Below are 20,878 nucleotides of genomic sequence, written 5' to 3'. Positions count from 1 at the left end.
CCAGGAACACTGTCGAATAGGATCACGCCCGAGGGACTCTGGACGGGATCACTCAAACGAGGGAGAGTGCAAGGATGCATATGCCAATTCGGTTTCGATCACGAGGTCTTATCTGTACCTCATTATTCGCTTTGTTGTTAGCTGCATCGGCGCCTATCACCGCCGAAGATGCGTTGCCCATAGCGAACCACATGATTCATCACGTCGATCGTCCATTTACCAAATTGGAAATGGTGGAGAAATCGACGCGAGTCCTCGAACTCAAAGGCCGCATCACGACGGTCGATGTCAACGACTCGGAAGTCATTACCGCGTCTAAAGTGGAAAATCCATTCAACCCTCGGCAACTACGGATCAATGCCGGGGCACCGGGTGTCACCGACGTGACTGTCGTCGACGAATTTGGCCAAAGCCATAAGCTAGAAATCCTCGTCGTGGGCGACGTGCGGCATCTGCAATCGTTGTTGCAGCTGAGTTTTCCCGACGCTGCGATTCATGTCACCAAGGTGCAAAACACCGCTGTGCTCAGCGGATGGGTCGACCAACCGGCACAGATTCGCCCGATCATGCAATTGACCGAGCAGTTCTTCCCCGAGCCGATCAACAACATTCAAGTCGGCGGCGTCCAACAGGTCATGCTGAAAGTGAAAGTCATGGAGGTTCAACGTGGCAAGATTCGCCGATTGGGCTTCAACTTCTTCGACATTGGAAACAACGGATACATCGTCTCGAATCCGGGTAACCTGATTCCGATCCGATCACTCTCGGCCGCAGCGGGTGCCGCGACGAGCCTCGATTTTAATCCGGCCGGAGCCACGGCGATGTTTGGGATTATCAGCGACAGTAATATTTTCTCGGGCTTCGTCGAAGCCTTGAAGGAAGAATCCTTGCTGAAAATCCTCGCCGAGCCGAATCTTTCGGTGAAAAGTGGTTCCAAAGCGAACCTTCTGCAAGGTGGAGAATTCCCGATTCTTATTCCACAAAGCTTGGGGACCCTGAGCGTCGAATTCAAATCCTTCGGTGTCAAACTTGAAGCGTTGCCCATCGTGTTGGGGAACGGCCGATTGAGCCTGCAATTGATTCCTGAAGTGAGCGAACGGGACTTTTCCAGTGCCATCGAAACGCAAGGGATCGTGGTTCCCGGATTGACCACACGCCGTGTACAAACTGCTGTGGAAATGGACTTTGGGCAAACGTTCGTGATCGCGGGACTGATCTTCGATCGCCAAACAGCCACGACGTTCAAAGTTCCGGTTTTGGGCGAATTGCCCTTTTTTGGTGCCCTGTTCCGCCGCGTTCGCTATGACGAAACTGAGACCGAACTATTGATTATGGTCACACCGGAATTGGCTGACCCGTTGAAACCGTGTGAAGTCCCGCCGCAAGGCCCCGGACAATTCACAAGTACTCCGACCGATCGCGAGTTGTACCTCGATGGCACACTGGAAGTCCCTTACTACGGGCCGGAATGTATCGACTGCGAAGTTGACGGTGGCTATGTCCCGCAACCCGCTTATATCGAACCGACTCCCAACGGCAACATGCAGTACGCTCCGAGTACAGTTCCCCCGGCCCCGGCAGCCAGTGGATCCGACATCTCACCTCCGCCGACACCGCAACCCGAAGCCGCCAAACCGCAGGGAGTGGGTCCCACATTGGGCCACTCCCCAGCCAAGCCGGATTTGGTCACACCACGCTTTCGTAGTGCGGCCCCCCGGGTTCAACAAGCTTCTGTTGCTCCCTCAGGTGCCACGCCCTTACTGGGGCCGGCACCGACCAAGCGGGTGAAAACAAAGCCGCCTACGACCGTGCGAGCCAAAGCGACCTCTAAAGTGACGACAGCACCGCGAGCTAAAACGTTGAATCAAACCCGTTCGAATCGCCGTACTGGGCCGACGCAAGTCGTCCAACAGCAGCGAACCGGTCAGAACAACACGACCATCGTAAGGCGTGCTTCGGCTGCCTCAGCGCAGCCATCCGGCACAGCACCTCCTGCAAATCCGGCATTGGTCTTTCCCGATGCGAAAAAGCAGGAAGTGCTGAACCAGTTGAAAGCGTCCAGCCAATCAAAGCCCAGTCGTCGCGCGCCGCGACCGGGGTTAATTGCTCCGAAGGAGTTAACCGGTCGGACAAATCCGGACGGACAATCGTCGAGCGGAACTCCTTAAGGGGTTCCGCACCTTGAAGTATGACGGCATGATGCCGGCCAGTTCTTGAACTTCGGAGTATCTGTCCTTTTGAATCAGCGGCGAGAGACTAATGAATAACGTAGTCCGATTGGCAATTGTAGACCCCAACGACTCTTCCCGAACGACCATCAAAAATTTGTTGATGGGCATGGATATGGTGTGGTTGGAAGCCGAATGCTCGCGTTACGACTTTTTTGCCGATGTCATTTCACAGACGCAGCCCGACATCGCGCTGATAAATCTCGACGACGATGAGGAAAAAGGCTTGGCCTTGATTAGTCGCGTGACACAGGATCTTCCCGGCTGCAGCGTTTTGGTCGTCAGCAGTTCGACCGAAGGCAGCCTGATCCTGCACGCCATGCGAAACGGGGCCAAGGAGTTCTTGAGTTATCCTCTTAAATGGGAGGATTTCCTCGCCGCATTGGACCGTATTCAAAATGCGGGACGCGGCCGAGGCGGCGATGGGTCGGCGCTCTCCTGCCAAGTCGTGGCCGTCAGCGGTGCCGGCGGAGGCGTGGGGTGTACCTCTTTGGCTGTGAATCTGGGCTGTAGTCTGGCCAAAGAGGAACGCAACAGCGTCGCAATCGTCGACATCGATTTTGCCTTGGGTGATGCGGATGTCTGGTTGGACATCATTCCTGATTACACCATTCACGACGTCACTGAAAACATCACTCGCTTGGACTACTCGTTATTAAAGCGATCGTTGACGCAACATGATTGTGGTGTCTATTTGTTGCCGCGACCGGTGCAAATCACGCATGATACGACGGTCGACACCGACCAGCTGAAACGCATGATTGCCTTGTTGAAGGCGACGTTTACCCATCTGGTGATCGACGTCAGCAAGACGTATTCACCGTTGGATATGGCCACATTGGAATTGGCCGACAGCGTGCTCATGGTCACGCAACTCGACTTGCCCTGTTTGCGCAACGTCGTGCGGTTGATGCAATACTTTGACAATTTCGACGGATTGGTCGACAAAACCAAAGTAGTCGTCAATCGTTTGGGATTGGAAGAAGAACAAATCAGCTTAAACAAAGCTTTGGAAACGATCGGCCGCGAAATCTTTTGGCAGATTCCCAATGACTACGCCACGATGGTCGAGGCACGCAACAACGGCATTCCGCTCCAAATGCAAGCTCCGCGGGCGAAACTGACGAAGTGCGTCGATCAGCTCGCCGCTGCCTTGGACGGGAAAAGCGCCGCCCAGACAACAGACGACAGTAAAAAACAGCGTCGCAACAGCCTGTTTGGATTCCTTTCTAGCGGATCCAAATAGCCCGCCGCGGATGTTCGCCGCGCTGGGCATGCGCAGTGTGCAAAGTCATCGGCAGTCTTGGTTAGGCATCGACGTCCAATCGGCCACCGCGAAGTCCCAGTGCATCAGTGGCATGTTTGGTGGTTTTTTCCGCCGTCTTGGAATCACTGGCGTCTTGCTGTTCTTCAAGGTGACTGCCGCCGGGAGAGGCTTCCCAACTCTGTCGACCGTCTGCGTCGCGGTCGGCATCCAAGTCCGCTTCGACAACGTCTTTATCGATGGCTTCGGTTTGTTCGACTTGGAATTTCTGCGCCGCCTGCTGAGCCTTGGACTCTTCCTGCTGTGAGGTCGTCCGTTGGGCACCAGCGAAGGAACTCGCCAGATTGAACGCGGCTGGATTGCTCGGACCGATACTGCTCATCGCAATTTCTCCCCGTCGTTTTCATAACCGTCCTTGGTCGATTGGCGGTGATCAAAACTTAGCAGACGAGGAACTTCGGAATTCCTGAAAAGCGGGATTCTCGTGGGGGGAGCATCTAGGGAGTCAAGCACCGCGAGCATCCTCGTCCTGCCGCCCGCAGGTGCAAAAGTATAGCTCACTTCCCGGAATGCGGCACTACCAATTTTCGGCCCGTTATGGGATTTGAGAGGGCGGATCCGCGGTTATCCCTGTGGGTTTCGTCTCCATAATCGGAGTGACCTCGCCAATTTTGATCGTAGGAGACGGCTTGGTCTCGGCTTTGATCTCCTTTTTGCTGCTCGCTGGGAGAAACGGATTTGTCGGAGGCGTGATCGGGTTCTCGTCAGCCACCTTTGGGGGCTCCGGTTTTACGGGGGAGGTTTCCACCAAGCGTCCGCCGGAACGAGTTGGGCGTCCGTAGCGAATCAGAGACAATTGTCGCCCTTCGAATTTAATGTCGGAAACCAGGTAGTTGCCACCGCGGCGCCCGAGCTGCGAAGGTTGTCGCGCGCCGTCATTTTGCCAAATCGCCGTGACAGCAGTTGGGGCAACGCGACGCAGGTGTAACACCGTCGGCTGCATGTGTGGATATTTGAGAACCAACGCGATTTTCGTCGACCGCGGCGTTGATGAAAAGATCCCTCCCAATTGGCTGACATCGCGAAAACGAACTTCGGCGGCCTCATTCTTCTGTCCCAACTCGGGAGCGTGTACGGTTCGACCATTGATCAACAAACTGACTTTGGCCGTTCCAATTTGCCACAAGGGGTCCGCCCGGAAGACAATGTCGTCCATTCCCAAATTCAAATCGGCGTAACCGAATAGCGTTCGCAGCAAATGCCGGTTCACCATGGTGGGCACTTCGTTGGATCCAAGATAGGTACAGGCCCGGAGGACTGCCGGCACTGGAATTTGTCCCAGCACCTGTTCGTCGCGAAGCCAGTGAATCAATTTTTCACGTTCGCCCGCGTCCTGGTAGATGGTCATTAACGCGACCAAGCTTTGCGTCCGTTCCAAATGTGCATCAATGTTTCGCAAGGCGGCCTCTTCGGCCAGTTCATATTTACCATGCTTGGCCAATATGCGAGCGCAGACCAAATTGGCTTGCCATGTCGTGTCCGCATAGCCTAATGCTTCTTGGGCGGTCCGTGCTGCCTCGCGGTTACCTTGAAAGTCTTGAATGGCCGCTAGGTTCGCAACCCCTGCCGCCAACATTTCATCTCGTCGAAAATGCCCTGCCCCATAGTTGGCAAGGTTTTCATAAGTCTCCGCAGCCTTATCCCAATCCCCCAACGCTTGATGCGTGCGAGCGACGTGGTACCAATAAGGCGGATAACACTCCATGAATTTTTCTAATCGCTGCAGTAGACGTAAGCGGATTTCAGGGTCTGTTTCGTCCAATGCGGCGTCCAGGCTGTCCAAGTCGGCGCAGCGGATCAACCAGCGATCGGGAATGTTTTTCTTCTGGATCATTTTCCAGAAGGTATCCAAGAAGTGCGAAGAGCTGTTGACGACTTGCACCATTCGCGATTTTTCGATGTTCCATTCGGCGGACTCTTTGCTCGTTTTTAAATTGCGGTAGTCCCACCAACTGCCCGCGCCGGTCCGCAAAGCTTCGCCGTATTGAAATGTCGTCACTTGTGTACTCAATAAAAACGCGGAGGCCATCGCTTGTCGGCCGAGATTCCGCCGAAATTCCGATTTGAGATGTTGGCGCTCTTTTTCTGCGATCGTTTCGCCGCCAATTTCTTCGAGCACCTTGGTGTAGAGCGTCACGACTTCTTGATCGGCAATGCCGTTGAGGTTTAGGTTGTTGAGAATGTTCTCTTGCTCTTCGACCAACACCGGTTTCGTGCCGTTGCGCTTGATGCGAAAAAAGGCGGCGCGACAGTAGTTGAGTGCAACGGCGGCCGCACGGTCACGGCTATCGGAATTGGGGGAGCGCGGCACGTTGCCCGCTTCCTCCGCACCGACGGCGGTGGTAAGGAAAATAGAAATCGTCAAACTAATAATGAGTGCTCGCATGTGCGTGCCTGTATCTCGATTTCAATTGTTTTTCAGGAGCTGTGGCAATTTCGCCTAAGGGGGGCGAGCGTCCAAAAGGAAAGGCGAACGCAATCCACATCCGGGAATGCTCGCACCCTGTTGAAAGTCTACACGCGCACGGCAAGCGTGTCGGACTTCTCAAAGAACGGCGGACAACTTCACCCCCTGCCCGGGGTGATTCGCCGTATTAGTGAAAATCTGCGGCCCAGCGCACGGGCCGCTGCGATGGCACAACAATTAGCATCCGTATCGATTCGCAAGCTTCGCGAATCGGTACGACCTGAATATCCTGAGAATGCCAGAGTTCATTCAAGAATTGTCGGCGCGGAACGATCAACCCGCTTTGGCTCGCGTTTGAGTCCCCAGGGCGGCAAACTGTGCGGCCGGGATTGAGATCGGTGCCGTTTTTTCGCCACTGCGGCCCAAGGCGATCGAAATGGCCTGGACAACCCGTTCGAGTTGTTGGGCTGTCAGCTCCGAGAAGATCGGCAATGCCAACGTTTCGGCGGCCGCTCGTTCCGATTCGGGCAGCGATCCCGCTTCGTATCCCAAATACTCGAAGCATGGTTGCATGTGCAATGGAATTGGATAATAGATCGCGCAGCCAACCTGTTGTTCGTGCAATGCTGCCTTGACCTCGTCACGGCGGCCCTCTTTGACACGAATGCAGTATTGATTGTAGATATGATTTCGACCGGTACTGACGGCCGGCGTTTCGATCGCATCCAACAGACCGTATTCTTCAAATAACGTCTGGTATTGGCTGGCGTTATTTCTGCGAGCATCGGTCCAGGAATCCAAATGCGGCAATTTGACGCGCAATACGGCTGCCTGCAACGCATCTAAGCGGCTGTTGAGGCCGACTTCAAGGTGATGATAACCGCCGGCGTCGCCGTGAACACGGAGCCGTCGCAATCGCGCGGCCAAGTCGGCGTCGTCGGTTGTGATCAATCCGCCGTCCCCTGCTCCTCCCAGGTTTTTGGTGGGAAAGAAGCTGAAACAACCCATCGTTCCCAAAACACCGGCGCGGCGGCCCATGAGTTCTGAGCCGATAGCCTGAGCGGCATCTTCAATGATTGCCAAGCCATGTTGAACGGCAATTCGCCACAACGGTTCCATGTCCGCACATTGTCCGTACAGGTGAACCGGCAAAATCGCCCGTGTGTTGGGAGTGATGGCCGCTTCGACCGCTGCGGGGTCAATGTTGAAACAGTCTGGTTGAATATCAACGAAGACCGGGACCGCACCGGAACGATAAATCGCGCCGCCGGTGGCGAAAAATGTGTAAGGGCTGGTGATCACCTCGTCGCCCGGTTTCAAATCGAGCGCCATCAGCGCCAGCAACAGCGCATCGGTGCCCGAAGCGCAGCCGATCGCTTCGCGGGAATCACAGTAAGAGGCCACTTCAAATTCGAACTCGGAGACCTCGTCGCCTAACACAAAATGTTGCGAGGCGAAGACTTGGGCGACCTTTTCCTGGACAGCTTCAGCGATACTGGCGTTTTGAGACACCAAGTCGATGAATGGAACCGGTTCGGCGACAACGTCGCTGTGAGCGCGCAGGGGAAGAATCTCGGACATGGGCGACTCCATTCGCACATGATGACATCAAAGGGGGGAAATTGAGGCGGTAAATTACGGCCGAGGATCGTTTGTGTCAAGATGAGGTCGTGAAGCAATATTGCAGCTGATTTGTGATCTTGACGGCTGCAAGCTCAACCTCCGAACGCACCGTAGCGACGCACACCACGGATGAACATCACACGGTTGGCCACGGCCAGAATCAATATCCAACCGCCGGCAATCAACAGTTCATTGAAAAGTTGTGCATGCGTGTAATGGCCCAACATGATCGAAGCGGGGAAATACGCAAGATACTTAAACGGCAAATAAATCACCCAAGCGTTGACCGACGGGGGCAGCCAATCGAGCGGAATCATGTGCCCCGACAAAAAGTAGTTGAGCATCATGTACACGAAGATCAGCGAACTGACTTCCAGAAACCAAAACGACACCAGTCCGATCATGCTTTCGATCAAAAAACCGATCAAAAATGCGATGGGCAGTGAAATCAAAAATCCCACAATCGTGTAGCCGTCCGGCCAACCCGAAAAGTAATCCCGACACAAAAAAAACACCAACGCAAACGGGCCAACCGCCACAATGTAATACACCAGCTTGTGGGCCACGCGGTGCCAAAACAGGTAGCCCAGAAAATCGACCGGCTGAATCAGGAATTTTTTGATGGTCCCCTCACGCACGTCGCGAGCCACCCCGGTCGCTAACCCGGGCATGCTGGAAAACGCCCGCGCTACCATTGCCAACAAGAAGTAGGCGATCATGTCGTCGTAGCTGTATCCGTTCAATTTTTCCCGGGGATGGTCGGAATGAACGGCGAAGATTGCGCCCCACAAAAATATCTGTGTCACGATCGGCAAAAATCGAACAAGCGTCGCAAACGCGAAATCAGCGCGATAAACGAGCCGTTCCTCAATGCAGGTCCGCAGAATGACCCAGTTGATACGAAGTCGCGCGATCATGAACGATGATGCCAAGTGAAGACGAAAAGAAACAACCTCTGACCGGCCGCCATCATAGGAAGCACCACAACGATTGCAAAGCAAACGCATGCGTGTGCCCGTAACCGGGAAAAAATTGCAGCATCACGGGAGGGCGAAGCTCCTGCTGAGCCGCACCGGTACCTACGGCTTGGCTTGTAAATTAATCGGGCCAAATGACACGCTCGGGTCGCGCGCGGCTCGGCGGGAGTCTCGCCCTCCCGGAACACGAAAACGTGCGTTCAAGAGACCTTCACGGCTTGGAGCAAACCTCGGATGTAACCGTAACTAAACGCGAATCCTTGGTGTCCGCCGGGATCTTCGGGGTGTTTCGGAACATGGTCGGGCATGACCATGTATTCGTATCCCACGTCGCGCAGCGCCTGCATCAGTGCGAGCATGTCCATGTCTCCCTCGTCGGGATAGACCTCTTGAAAATCCCCCCGCTTGCCGCGGATGTTGCGGAAGTGGATGTTGAAGATTTTATTCCGCTCACCAAAGTGATGGATCACATCCACAATTTCGCCGGCCGGATCTTCCAGCATCTCCGCTGTGCTGCCCAAGCAAAGATTCAATCCGTGGTAGTCGCTTTCATTGATCGAGACGAATTTCTTCAGCCCGTCGACGGTCCCTAAGACGCGATTCAACCCTTGAAATCCGCCCGGCGGTGTGCCGGGGTCGTGGGGATGGCAGGCGGCGCGGATTTTGTATTCTTCGCAGACCGGGATTATGCGTTCTAAAAAATAGGTGATCCGCTCCCAGATCACATCGTCGCTGATTTTGCCTGCCCGCGTTAACGAAGGATCGGCAACCGCTTCGGCAGCTTTCCAGGTGCTATATGTCGAACCGCCGCGACCGGGTGTTCGCTCGGTTCTCAAGACGCCCAGTAGACTCATGTTGTATTTGACCGCCGGAATGCCGACAGCGGCGCAGTTGGCGATCATCTTTTGAATATGCTCAATATCGCGGTCCCGCTCAGGACTTTTCCCGAGCATGATCGCTCCTCGTTTTTCACGGTCGATGTGACTGGAGGACAAAAACGGGAGCGCGACAATATCCAAGCTCACGTCATGTTCTTCACAAACGTCACGCGTTTTCTGCAGGTCTTCGACGGACCAATACCCGCGTTCGCCAGGTTTGGGCGGGTGGCCGCAAATGTGATTCACGCCATTCCGCTTAAAATATTGCAACATGCTGGGCGAGGTCGGACCCCGCTGGCAACCGACATGCATTTTGACCGGCGGCGCGGTTTTCGAAGCGGCGGCACGTTCCGGCTGTGCGGAAGAACCTGTTTGTTCACAGCCGGTCAGGGCCAACGCCGAGGCGGCGGTCGTGGCGGTGAGGAATTCACGGCGTTGCATGATCGTGGTCTCCGTTCTGCTTAGCGCTCGAATTGTGCGGGGTCCCAAATTGTGCAGCCAATAAAGCGTTGTGGTTGTTCGTCGTTGTGATAATAGTAGATGGTGACCATCTTGCCATCAGTCCGCTGGATGCTGCGGGGATAGCCGATGTCCCAACTTGAAGCGTCGTCGCGCAGCACGAATTCGCGGCTCCAGGTTTGGCCGTCATCATCAGATATGCGGCCGCGAATTCCATAGGGGGCCCGTCGCCAACCGTAGGTCATCGCCAACTTACCGTTTTTTAGACGCGTGAGTGTAGCGGGATTGCCGGAGTTTTCGATCTGCGGCTCTTTGAGCAGATACCAAGACTTGCCGTCGTCGGGTGAGATGAACGGTTCGATCCACCAACGTTTTTTGCCATCGAAAACGCCGCCGCGACGTATCATGCTCAGGTAGCCGGTCTCGCCGATACGTACCGTAGCAGGCATGATCGCGTAGCCATAAGCGGCCGGAGGTTGGTTCCCAATCCAGCCCACCAAGTCCCAGGTCATGCCGCCGTCCAACGTGCGAATGCACAACGGCTGCCCTTCGCTACCGCTCTCTTTGGCGGCGGCGATGAAAGCGGTCAGGCGGTTTTTGCCTTCGACTATGTAGTCGGTACGGCAGAGCAATTCGGGCCGGCCGTATACCGGTAATTCATAGGGGCCGTTCCAGGTTAGGCAGCGGTCTAACGAATAGTGAAATTGACTCTTCGTGAATCGGACTGCTAAATCGGGGTTTGAAAAGTCAATCGGCTTGTCAAGTTTTTGCAGCTTGTTCTGGTTGCCGTTTTTATCGATGTAGGACGGACGTTCAACGACCCATATTTCACCACCGTCCATACTACGCGCCTGCCGCGGAACGGAGGGTTGATCGCGATCTATGTCATGCCCGCCCGTGGGATTTTTTTTGTAATACCCAAGCGTAAAGCCAACCACGATTTCGTCGCCCCAAGACCAAATCCCATTATTCGCCGGCCATCCTGCAAAGCGTTCCGGCTCTTGGAACACGACGGTGTTTTTGACCTTCGCTGTCTGTGCAAAAACATGAACAGGTGTCGCGATGAGGATTGCGGCAATGATTAATAAAAATCTCATTATTGTGCCTCTTCAATGTATGCGAATTATTTCAGCGGCTGCAGATTTTAAAGCCTCGTTCCCAAACTCTTTTGTAAACGAGGTTAATCGCCGCTTTGAGTTGCCGCGTCAAGCTTTTGGATCACTGATTGGAATGACCCCTCCACGACGAATTGCACGCCGTACGGCTGGTCACGGACGCCGGGAAAGATGATGGTACAGGTTCCGATTTCATCGTCCCCATCGTCGGATAAAACCGCATTAACTTGCATGGGATTGACTGCCACTTGCTGTCGTTGTCCAGCCAACGTGAAAATCGCTTGTTGAAACATCGGTTTTGGCTCTCCACAAATTAACCTTGTTGGAAAATACTGCGGCCCGTCTATTTCAGTGGCTGCAGTTTAATGTTCTTATACCAACAATCGCCACCGTGGTCTTGTAGGCCGATGTATCCACGACGGGGATGGTCCTTGTAAGCGAACTCAAACTTGTGCGGCGTGCCGTTGGGACGTCGGCCTTTGTCGGTCCACATGTCGAGGTCCATCATCGTCACCGTTCGGCGATTTAGTCGAACCTCCACGATGTTCTTGTTGCAGGTCAGCACCAAGTGATTCCACTCCCCCGCCGGTCGCATGACATTGGAATTCGCAGCCACGAGACCGTAAATCGCGCCCGTGTCAGTGAATCCCTGACCGCGCGTGTCATCAATGGCGACCTCCAATCCGTTGTAGCCGACATCTTTGCCCGGCAACGGTTTGAGCGGCGCGGTGCGAAAAAAGAGGCCAGTATTGCAGCCGGGACTGATTTTGAAATCGAGCGTTAGGATGAAGTTGTCCCATTGCCGCTCGTGGATCAGCATATACCCGCCGCAACGATGCGGATTGAGACTCCCCTGCTCGACCGGCCGCGCGCTGGGCTGGCCATCATTGGTCGTCCAGCCTGTGAGTGACTTCCCGTCAAACAACAACATCCAACCATCCCGTTTCTCTTGATCAGTGAGTTCGTTGTCGGCGGCAATTGCAGGCAGGCCCAGCGCAATAAATACCAACAATGCGAAAACGGTATAGCGATGCATCTTCGTACCCCAATTCTAAAAAATAACGTCCCATACCCTCGTTCCCAAACTCCGTTCGGGAACGAGGGTATGGGGGCTAAAAGTATTGCACCGACTTTATCAAACCTCACGGGTGGTTGAAACCGGCTGAGGGGGGCTTATGATGTGCGCGACGATCAACGTTTTCTGTTTCTCGAAACTGCAACAGGCGAATTCCATGGATCTGAAAAAACTGACCGATGCTCTGACAACGCACATGCCTCCGATTATGCGCTGGGCGGGGACGGTCGCGCGGCGGATTCGCAAATTCGATATCGCTGTCGATGCCAAATCGTCAGGCAGCGCGAATACCGACGCTTTGACGATTGCCGATCTGAGCGTGCAAGAATTGATCGTTGCTTGCCTGCGAGATACCGACCCGATTTTTCGCCAATGTCGCCTTCAGGGCGAGGAGTCAACAGGGGACTTTGAGCGCTTCGCAACCGAAGCACCGTACTCCATCGTGATCGATCCCATCGACGGGACCAAAGGCTATCGTGATCGCGAAGGATGCGCCTATTCGGTCATGCTCTCGTTGCAAACGCCCGAATCGGTGGAGTACTCATTGGTTTACATCCCCGAGCAGGGTGAAAACGGCTCGTGGGTGTTTGCTTGCGGCGATCTCGTGGCAACGGGACCGGACGATCCGAGCCGCCCGGCGGCAGACGTCGTCCGCACGCTGGCCCCGATTATTACTTCCGAACGCGGATCCTCGAAGAAAATCTATTTGATCGGCTATCAAAAGCAAGATGCCGAAAAGGCGCAGTTGGTGACCGATGCGGGATTGGAAGGAGTGCTCGCCGCCGATATGGGGGGCTGCCACTATTGGACATTCGCCCGGGGGGAGTTCACCGGTTCGCTCATTCACTCGCCGAACATCTATGACTTTCCCGTGGGCATGCACATCGCACGGATTCTGGGAGGTGACGCGCTGTGGGTCCACAACGAACAGCCGGTGCATCTGCGTGAGACATGGCTGGATGAGCGGGCCGACATGGAACGACTGCCGGGTATTGTCGCCTGCAGCGCCGACCGAGCGGTGTTGAAAACACTCTGTGAATTGGCCCGCGATTGGAATCCGGTGCGTTATCAGGATTGAAAAGAACGCGGGGGAATGTGTTCGACTTGAGCCTGTTTGGTGGCTTCGACCAGAATGCCACCCAATTTGAAAAAGCGGTGCAATTTGGTCAAGTACAATTGCTCCTGCCACGGCAAACCGACCTCTTCGCACATGCTATTGAGCTCGCGACGATTGTAAGTCCGGCATTTCCAGGTCCGGCTTGTCAATGCTCCGGCGACGGTGTCTTCGGTCGCAAGCAGCAGCATGCTTCCCCCGGGTTGCAACACGCGGACGAACTCGCGTAGACCAGGCCTCGGGTCGTGCAAATGTTCGATCACCCAGCCACAGGTGATGCAATCGAACGAATCGTCGGCAAAGGGAAGTTGGGTGAGGTCAGCAGTCACGTACTTAGGACGATCACTGTCCAGACGCGTCCGTGCGCGACGCAGCATTTGATGCGAGAGGTCGCAACCGATGAGTTCTGCGGAGGGATTGGTTCGTTTGAGCAGATGTCCAAGAATCTGGCCGGCACCCGCGCCAATGTCCAAAATTTTGTGAAACCGGGTGGCGTCGAACTTGCGCTCGCGGAACATCAACCCGACCAACGGTTCGTGCAGCGAAACCAGACTGGCCATGGCGAGCATCGCCCCTTTGGGGCCATCATAGAGTTGTTTCACATCCTGGCGGTACTGATTCAGGCTCAGCCCGTGCATGCCTTTGAATTCCACCAGTTTTCGCAATGCGCGCTTACGTTTTCGTCGTTGCGAAGGGGATTCCGGCTGTTGCGTGGCCATATAGTTGTCTCGTCTTTATTGTCTTCGGCTGAAAATCCAGTGTACCGCGTTATGGCATTGAGCATTCTAATGCATTCCAACCCCAGCGACTGGGGATGGGACGGTTTGCGGGTCCGTAAGGTGAGTCCCGCAAATATCTATTTATAAATCCATTCGGCGCAATTGCCCACCGAAACATGGCCTTCTTGATGAAATACCGGGAAATCGTTTTTTGCACAATAATGCGAAAAGGAGGCTCTCTCGATGCGAAATGGAAGCAGGCCGGCGGGAGAATCGGCCTCTTAATCTGCTTGAAGAGTCACAGTCGGATCATTATAGTCCATAGTGGTGACACGGAGTATCGATTGACGAACGCATTGGCAGAGCGAATGATTGTTAGAAGCCAATGCGGGGTGATACATTACCCCTAAATCAAAATCATTTCCCAGCCTACGTGATTGTCTTCACAGTCGTGGTCGTCCCCACAGAACGGGACGGGCGTGTTTTCACTCATCAAAGCTTGGCTACTTCGAATTACGCAGAGTCTCATTCGGACGTGAATGGTGCTCCTCAATACCTTTTCGTTAAAGCTGCACGGATATTGACCGTATGTCCAAAGTGGTCGAACTGACAACCGCCGATGAACCTCGTGACGTCATTCACGAGGCGGTGCAGTTATTGAGTGAAGGAGGATTGGTTTGCGTTCCGACCGAAACCATCTATGTCGTGGCCTGCGATGCGTTAAGTGAAGCCGGTTTACAGCGTTTGGCCGCTCTTCGCCAGCAACTTCCGGACGAAAAGTGCAGCTTAGCTGTCCGCGATGCCGATGCCGCAGTCGATTTTGTCCCCCAAATGAGTGAACTGGGGCAACGTTTATGCCGCCGCTGTTGGCCGGGACCAGTCATGTTGTCGTTCGACCAGTCCGCTACGGGGGGGGCTTTCGAAGCACTTTCGGCGGATTGTCAGGCTGCGGTCATGCCGAAGGGTAAATTGCGGTTGTCGGTCCCTGCCGCCGAGGTCGTCCAGGCGGTGATGCGATTGATGCCCAATCCTCTCGTCTTGCTCGGAATTCAAAGGGTTGCTGACGTTCCTAAGACTGCGGGTGAGGCGGCGATCACGTACGGAGATGCGGTTGATCTGTTGATCGACGGGGGTGCGTGTCGTTACGGGGAACCGGCGACAGAGGTTCACGTTTCGGGAGAAAACTGGGATGTGGTTTTTGAGTCGACCGTTACGGAACGGACTGTACGACGTCTAGCGAGCCACGTTTATCTGTTTGTTTGTACAGGCAACACCTGCCGCAGTCCCATGGCTGAGGCGTTGTTTCGCAAAATGCTGACGGAACGATTAGAATGCACCGAAGACGAACTGTCCGATCGTGGACATATCGTCGCATCCGCGGGAATTGCGGCCTCCATGGGAGGGCGTCCGAGTCCCGAATCAGTCGAAATTTTGCAGGCCAAGGGAATCGACTTGCATCAACACGCCAGTCAGCCGCTGACAGGGAATTTGCTGCAAGCGGCCGACCATGTTTACACAATGACCAACGGCCATCGGGAAAGCATTTTGTATGAAGCTCCACTGGCCGAGGAGCGGGTTTCGGTGCTCTCCCGGGACGGCGGAGATATTTCCGACCCGATTGGTTGTGGCATGGATCAATATTTGGAATGCGCTGACCAAATTGAGCGGAATCTCAAGGCATTGATTGCGGAATTGTTTGAGGATTGATAAAGAAGCGTCCAATTCGATTCGGCTTGGGGCACAACCGGCTGCAGGTGCGGATGGTTGTGCTTGATTTCCCAAAACCAAACCGTTTCGAACCATGGTTATGAAGTCATTTACGGGGATTCATGTCAGGTTGAGGTAATCGGCTAACGAACGCGATTCCCGGCGGGTTTTACGCGAGCGAGAGACGACTCGATCTGCCAATAACATAGATGGAAGCTGTACGAGGTTAACGCAATCACCATGAAAATCGCTGTTGCAAGTGATCACCGCGGATTCGCGATCAAGAGCAAAATTTTGCAAATGATTTCCGAAGCCGGCCATAAAGCGATTGATTTAGGAACGGACTCAATCGAAAGCGTGGACTATCCGGATTTCGCGGGTCAAGTTGCTAAATCGGTCTCCCACGGCGAGATTGACCGTGGCATTCTGATTTGCGGAAGCGGATTGGGGATGTGCATCGTGGCCAATAAATTTCCCAAAGTGCGCGCGACGCAATGCCATGACGATTTGTCCGCCGAAATGAGCCGCTTGCACAACGACTCCAACGTGCTCTGCCTGTCGGCTGACATGCTGGGGGACAAACTGATCAACCGCATGATCAATATTTGGCTCAAGACCGAATTTGAAGGGGGCCGCCACGCCCGCCGTCTCGAAAAAATTGCCGAAATAGAACGCGAAGTCGCCGCGGAGGAAGATGGCGAATAACACTCCTCGCCATCCAACAGCGTCCCTCGGGCCAGACCGCCGCGCCGCTTCCAGATTTGTCCTCGTAGTCAGTCTACGTCGAGGGGGCAGATGAGAGTGGCTACGCCATAACTTCTTGTCGCCCTGTCTCAAGCGGGTACGTCGACACATACCGGCGAGCGTGACTGCTAATCGTGGCGCGGGTGAACAAAACTCAACTCGGCTCCTTTTCAAACTTGTCCAGGGCCGTTATTGTTTTTGTTGGCTCTGCGATTGTCAGCGGGGCGATTTGGCGGTCGGTTTGCGAGGAATCAACGGACATGGACGCAGCGAACTTAAAATACCAAAAGACCCACGAATGGGCGCATGCAGATGGTGACGTGGTGACGGTCGGAATTACCGATTTCGCAGTTGCCCAACTGACCGACCTGGTCTATATCGAATTACCGGATGTAGGACGGACTGTCTCGGCCGGTGAGTCGTTCGGCGAGGTTGAAAGCGTCAAAGCGGTCAGTGACTTGTATAGCCCGATTTCGGGGGAAGTGGTCGAGGTCAACTCGGCACTCGAAAACGGACTGGAAGTCCTGTCTGAGGACGCTTTTGGGGCCGGATGGATCGCCAAGATCAAAACCAACGATGCGGGTCAACTGGACGCTTTGATGGATAAAGCGGCTTATGACAAACATTGCGAAGCCGAAGCCCACTGAACCAAAGCTGGCTTAGCCAAAGCAGACTGAGACGAATTGCCAACTGACGGCTGCCTAGTGGGTCCCCTGCCGGCGACCGTTGGATAGATGGCGGCCGTGCACGGAATCGATGCGACGCCGTCGTCGTCGGTTTGCATGCTGATATTTCTTTGACAACTTGCCGTTTTCGAATTTCGCATGGGGCGGAGCATCCGCCGGTTGCGGCGGCGCGCGGTGATACTTTGATGGAGAGAACTGGTGGCTTACCTCGACAATACGCCCGAACAACAACGCGAAATGCTGGCCACGATCGGCGCTGCGTCGATTGAGGAACTCTTCGCGCAGATTCCTGCCGAATTGCAGCTCAAACGGCCGCTGGACATGCCCCCCGCATTGACGGAAATGGAATTGCAGACGGCACTCGGGAACCTGGCAAAACAGAACAGCGAGCGACAAGGCACCTGCTTCATGGGTGGTGGCTGTTACGACCACTTCATCCCGGCCGCCGTCGATGCCATTGCCTCCCGCAGTGAATTTTACACCGCCTATACGCCCTATCAGGCCGAAGCCAGTCAAGGAAGCCTGCAGGCGTTTTATGAATTTCAAACGCTGGTCTGCCAATTGACCGGTATGGAGGTCTCCAACGCCAGCCTGTACGAAGGGGGCACCAGCGTCAGCGAAGCCGCTTTTATGGCGATGCGCGTTACCGGCCGCTACAAAAAAGTGGTGCTACTCGGCTCCGTGCACCCCGAGTACCGCGCGGTGGTCGACACCTATTTTAGTGATCTTGAATGTGAAGCGATTGTCGTCCCCACCCCCAACGGAATCGCTGATTTCGCCGCAGTACGCGACGCCCTCGATGATCAGACCGCCTGCTTGGTCATTCAACAACCCAACTTCTTCGGCTGCCTAGAAGAAGCTCGCGAATTGGTGGAAGCCGCACACGAGGTCGGCGCGCTGGCGGTCGTCAGTTGCGATCCCATCAGTTTAGGCATGCTGGTTCGTCCTGGCGAATACGGCGCGGACATCGTTGTTGCCGAAGGGCAAAGCTTGGGGACGCCATTGCAATACGGTGGGCCGTTTTTAGGGATCTTGGCCTGCCGGCAGAAGTTCATGCGAAAGATGCCGGGCCGTTTGATCGGAGAAACGACCGACCGCGATGGCCGGCCCTGTTTTGTACTCAACCTGCAAGCCCGTGAACAGCATATCCGTCGCGATAAAGCAACCAGCAATATCTGCACAAACCAAGGATTGATTGCCCTGCGAGCGACAGCCTATATGGCATTGCTTGGCAAACAGGGATTGGGCGAAGTCGCCGAATTGTCTTGTCGCAAGGCGCACTATGTGGCGGAGCGGTTGACGGCGATCGACGGATTTTCGTTGGCGTATGACCGACCTTTTTTCAAAGAGTTCACGTTGCGTTGCGAGAACGGTGCTGCCGAGGCATTGGCCAAAGCCGCCCAGGCCGGATTCGACATCGGTCCCCTGCTCTCTCAATTCGATGCCAGCAATCAAACCGACCTATTGGTAGCCACAACCGAATGCCGGACGCGGCACGAGATCGACGCTTTAGCGGATGCTCTCGCCCAATAATCATCACACGTTGCTTCCCCTACCCTCGCGGCCCTACTGTTGCAGTACCACGATCACGCGGAAATATCTCAAACATGCGTAATACACAAGCCACGCAATTGCTGTTCGACCAATCGCATCCGGGACGACGCGGAATAACGTTTCCCGCATCGGATGTTCCTGAAGGCGCATTGGATGAAATGATTCCCGCCGCTCAGCGGTCCAAATCGTTACCTGAATTGCCGGAAGTGACCGAGCCGGCAGTGATTCGCCACTATGTGAATCTGTCGACGCTGAACATGTCGGTCGACACGCATTTTTATCCGTTGGGGAGTTGTACGATGAAGTACAACCCCAAGCGGCACGAACGCTTGGCGGCGCTGCCCGGGTTGGTCGACTTGCACCCCTATGCCACAGCGCATTCGTCGCAAGGCATGTTGCAGATGCTGTTCGAAACCCAGGAGATGTTGGCCGAAATTGCGGGATTGCCAGCCGTCTCGCTGCAACCGGCGGCCGGAGCGCAAGGGGAATTGGCGGCGCTTTTGGTCGCGGCGGCGTATTTTCGTGATCGCGGTGAAAAACGAACCAAGGTGCTCTTCCCCGATAGTGCCCATGGCACGAACCCGGCGAGTGCGAACATCGCCGGCTTCGAATGCGTGCAATTGCCCAGCACAGACAAGGGGTTTGTTGATCTCGATTTGCTCAAAGAACAGTTAGACGATCAGACCGCCGTGTTCATGATCACCAATCCCAACACGTTGGGAATGTTTGAACGCGAGATTGGTACCATTGCCGAGATGGTCCATGCCGCGGGGGGCTTGGTATACATTGACGGCGCAAACATGAATGCGATTTTGGGCATCACGCGTCCCGGCGATTTCGGCGGCGACATGATGCACTACAACGTGCACAAAACCTTCACCGGTCCACACGGCGCAGGCGGACCCGGTTCGGGACCGATTGCCGTCCGTGATTTTTTAGCGGAATATTTGCCCGGACCTGTTGTCGCCAAAAATGACACCGGAGAATTTCAACTCGAGCAGCCGGCCAAATCCATTGGCCGAGTGCGGAGTTTCTTCGGCAATGTCGGCATCCTGCTACGCGGATATTGTTACCTACGCACGCTGGGTGCACAGGGGCTGCGCGAGGTCTCTGAAAATGCTGTCCTGAATGCAAACTATCTGCTGGCAAAATTGAAGGGAGTCTTGCCGGTCCCGCAGGGGGATCGTTGCATGCACGAATTCGTCGCCACAGCCAAATCGTTGGCGACGAAAAAAGGGATCACGGCTATGGACATCGCCAAGCGGTTGCTGGATTACGGTTTCCATGCCCCGACGGTCTACTTTCCGATGGTCGTTCCCGAAGCGGTGATGGTGGAACCGACGGAAACCGAATCGAAAGAAACGCTCGATGCATTCGCGGCGGCGATCTTGGCCATTTCAGAAGAAGATGCCGACTATGTGCATGCGGCTCCGCACACCACGCCGGTTCGCCGTCCCGATGACGTCAAAGCCGCCCGCCAACCCAACCTGAGATGGACGCCCACTTGTGAATGATCCCGCGGCATCCCCGACAACCGTTTGCCAAGTGCTGGTACAAAATGCGCCGCAAACCGGGACGTGGAATATGGCGTTGGATGAGGCATTGTTGGAGTCGGGGGCGAATGAGGGGCAATGTTGGCTGAGATGGTACCGATGGTCTGAGCCGACTGTGTCACTGGGTTACTTCCAAGATCGCGAAATCCCTGCCGAGCTCCGCAGCTTGCCGGTCGTGAAGCGTCTCTCCGGCGGCGGCGCGATTTTGCATCACCACGAGTGGACCTACTCGGTCGTGGTTCCAACACAGCATCCCAGAGCGCGCAATCCCCCCGAGTTGTACGCAGCGGTCCATGACCGGATCATCGGTGTATTGGCTGAATTGGGGGTTATGTCTCAAAGGCGAGGCTCAACGGCTGCATTCGCTGACGACTCATTTCTCTGCTTTCAGCGGGGAGATGCCAATGATGTGCTGATTGGTCAGCATAAGGTCCTCGGCAGCGCACAGCGTCGTCGTCGCGGCGCCGTATTACAGCACGGCAGTCTGCTGATGGCATCCTCACCCCATGCCGGGGACTTGCCGGGCCTCCATGATTTGGGTTTGAAGTGTTCGCAGGGCCAAGGGTTGGTCCAAAAGTTGGCCATTTCAGTCGCCGAACTATTTGGAGAAGCAAGATATTTGGACGCTGCACCAAAAAACACATTGGAGATGGCCGCAAAACTTCAGCAAAACCGATACAAAACTGATGGAAGCTTCGCGCAATGACAACTTTTT

Annotated in this window: 18 protein-coding genes; 9 read left to right on the top strand and 9 right to left on the bottom strand. The window is 55.0% G+C overall.

What is annotated here, in order from left to right; translation table 11 throughout:
- Positions 1-74 precede the first annotated feature (74 nt).
- Positions 75-2,168, top strand: a complete 2,094-nt coding sequence (locus CA54_RS20475; RefSeq protein ID WP_146372845.1) for a pilus assembly protein N-terminal domain-containing protein — start codon at positions 75-77, stop codon at positions 2,166-2,168.
- 91 nt (positions 2,169-2,259) lie between these two features.
- Positions 2,260-3,474, top strand: a complete 1,215-nt coding sequence (locus tag CA54_RS20470; RefSeq protein WP_146372844.1) for an AAA family ATPase — start codon at positions 2,260-2,262, stop codon at positions 3,472-3,474.
- A gap of 61 nt (positions 3,475-3,535) precedes the next feature.
- Here the strand turns inward: CA54_RS20470 and CA54_RS20465 are convergent, their stop codons facing one another.
- From CA54_RS20465 to CA54_RS20430, 8 genes are all read right to left on the bottom strand, one after another.
- Positions 3,536-3,874 (bottom strand): hypothetical protein, encoded by a 339-nt coding sequence (locus tag CA54_RS20465; RefSeq protein ID WP_146372843.1) that lies wholly within the window; start codon positions 3,872-3,874, stop codon positions 3,536-3,538.
- 213 nt (positions 3,875-4,087) lie between these two features.
- A complete protein-coding gene (locus CA54_RS20460) occupies positions 4,088-5,938 on the bottom strand; it encodes a tetratricopeptide repeat protein (RefSeq protein ID WP_146372842.1) in 1,851 nt (616 codons plus the stop codon).
- Between the two features lie 354 nt (positions 5,939-6,292).
- Positions 6,293-7,540: a DegT/DnrJ/EryC1/StrS family aminotransferase gene (locus CA54_RS20455; RefSeq protein ID WP_231963144.1), complete on the bottom strand. Its 1,248-nt coding sequence runs from the start codon at positions 7,538-7,540 to the stop codon at positions 6,293-6,295.
- 134 nt (positions 7,541-7,674) lie between these two features.
- Positions 7,675-8,499 (bottom strand): ABC transporter permease, encoded by an 825-nt coding sequence (locus CA54_RS20450; protein WP_146372840.1) that lies wholly within the window; start codon positions 8,497-8,499, stop codon positions 7,675-7,677.
- Positions 8,500-8,759: 260 nt separating this feature from the next.
- Entirely contained in the window at positions 8,760-9,749 is a 990-nt protein-coding gene (locus CA54_RS20445) for a mannonate dehydratase (RefSeq protein WP_390817264.1), read from the bottom strand.
- Positions 9,750-9,898: 149 nt separating this feature from the next.
- Positions 9,899-10,993, bottom strand: a complete 1,095-nt coding sequence (locus CA54_RS20440) for an exo-alpha-sialidase (RefSeq protein WP_146372838.1) — start codon at positions 10,991-10,993, stop codon at positions 9,899-9,901.
- An 83-nt stretch (positions 10,994-11,076) separates the two neighbouring features.
- Positions 11,077-11,304, bottom strand: coding sequence for a hypothetical protein (locus CA54_RS20435; RefSeq protein WP_146372837.1), 228 nt, complete (start codon positions 11,302-11,304; stop codon positions 11,077-11,079).
- Between the two features lie 50 nt (positions 11,305-11,354).
- Positions 11,355-12,047: a 3-keto-disaccharide hydrolase gene (locus CA54_RS20430; RefSeq protein ID WP_146372836.1), complete on the bottom strand. Its 693-nt coding sequence runs from the start codon at positions 12,045-12,047 to the stop codon at positions 11,355-11,357.
- Between the two features lie 196 nt (positions 12,048-12,243).
- On the opposite strand from CA54_RS20430, the gene CA54_RS20425 reads away from it, so the two are divergent.
- On the top strand, positions 12,244-13,164 hold the full coding sequence (locus tag CA54_RS20425) for an inositol monophosphatase family protein (protein ID WP_146372835.1): 921 nt from the start codon (positions 12,244-12,246) through the stop codon (positions 13,162-13,164).
- On the opposite strand, the gene CA54_RS20420 is transcribed toward CA54_RS20425, so the two are convergent.
- Complete coding sequence (locus CA54_RS20420; RefSeq protein WP_146372834.1) at positions 13,155-13,919, bottom strand: class I SAM-dependent methyltransferase; 765 nt, start codon at positions 13,917-13,919, stop codon at positions 13,155-13,157. The two genes, CA54_RS20425 and CA54_RS20420, sit on opposite strands and share 10 nt — an antisense overlap.
- Positions 13,920-14,507: 588 nt before the next feature.
- Here CA54_RS20420 and CA54_RS20415 point away from each other — a divergent pair.
- The 6 genes from CA54_RS20415 to CA54_RS20390 all read left to right on the top strand — a co-directional run bounded on the left by CA54_RS20415 (position 14,508) and on the right by CA54_RS20390 (position 20,869).
- Complete coding sequence (locus CA54_RS20415; RefSeq protein WP_146372833.1) at positions 14,508-15,626, top strand: arsenate reductase/protein-tyrosine-phosphatase family protein; 1,119 nt, start codon at positions 14,508-14,510, stop codon at positions 15,624-15,626.
- A 240-nt stretch (positions 15,627-15,866) separates the two neighbouring features.
- Entirely contained in the window at positions 15,867-16,331 is a 465-nt protein-coding gene (gene rpiB / locus CA54_RS20410) for a ribose 5-phosphate isomerase B (RefSeq protein ID WP_146372832.1), read from the top strand.
- 299 nt (positions 16,332-16,630) lie between these two features.
- On the top strand, positions 16,631-17,017 hold the full coding sequence (gcvH, locus tag CA54_RS20405; protein ID WP_146372831.1) for a glycine cleavage system protein GcvH: 387 nt from the start codon (positions 16,631-16,633) through the stop codon (positions 17,015-17,017).
- A 237-nt stretch (positions 17,018-17,254) separates the two neighbouring features.
- Entirely contained in the window at positions 17,255-18,589 is a 1,335-nt protein-coding gene (gene gcvPA / locus CA54_RS20400) for an aminomethyl-transferring glycine dehydrogenase subunit GcvPA (protein ID WP_146372830.1), read from the top strand.
- 74 nt (positions 18,590-18,663) lie between these two features.
- Positions 18,664-20,124, top strand: coding sequence for an aminomethyl-transferring glycine dehydrogenase subunit GcvPB (gcvPB, locus tag CA54_RS20395; RefSeq protein ID WP_146372829.1), 1,461 nt, complete (start codon positions 18,664-18,666; stop codon positions 20,122-20,124).
- Entirely contained in the window at positions 20,117-20,869 is a 753-nt protein-coding gene (locus CA54_RS20390; RefSeq protein WP_146372828.1) for a lipoate--protein ligase family protein, read from the top strand. The genes gcvPB and CA54_RS20390 overlap by 8 nt, the downstream gene beginning before the upstream one ends.
- The last annotated feature ends 9 nt before the right edge of the window (positions 20,870-20,878 follow it).

It is taken from the genome of Symmachiella macrocystis (assembly GCF_007860075.1).
In the GTDB taxonomy this organism is placed as follows: domain Bacteria; phylum Planctomycetota; class Planctomycetia; order Planctomycetales; family Planctomycetaceae; genus Symmachiella; species Symmachiella macrocystis.
Note: the sequence above shows the minus strand (reverse complement) of the source record. Positions and strands in the feature narration are given on the sequence as shown.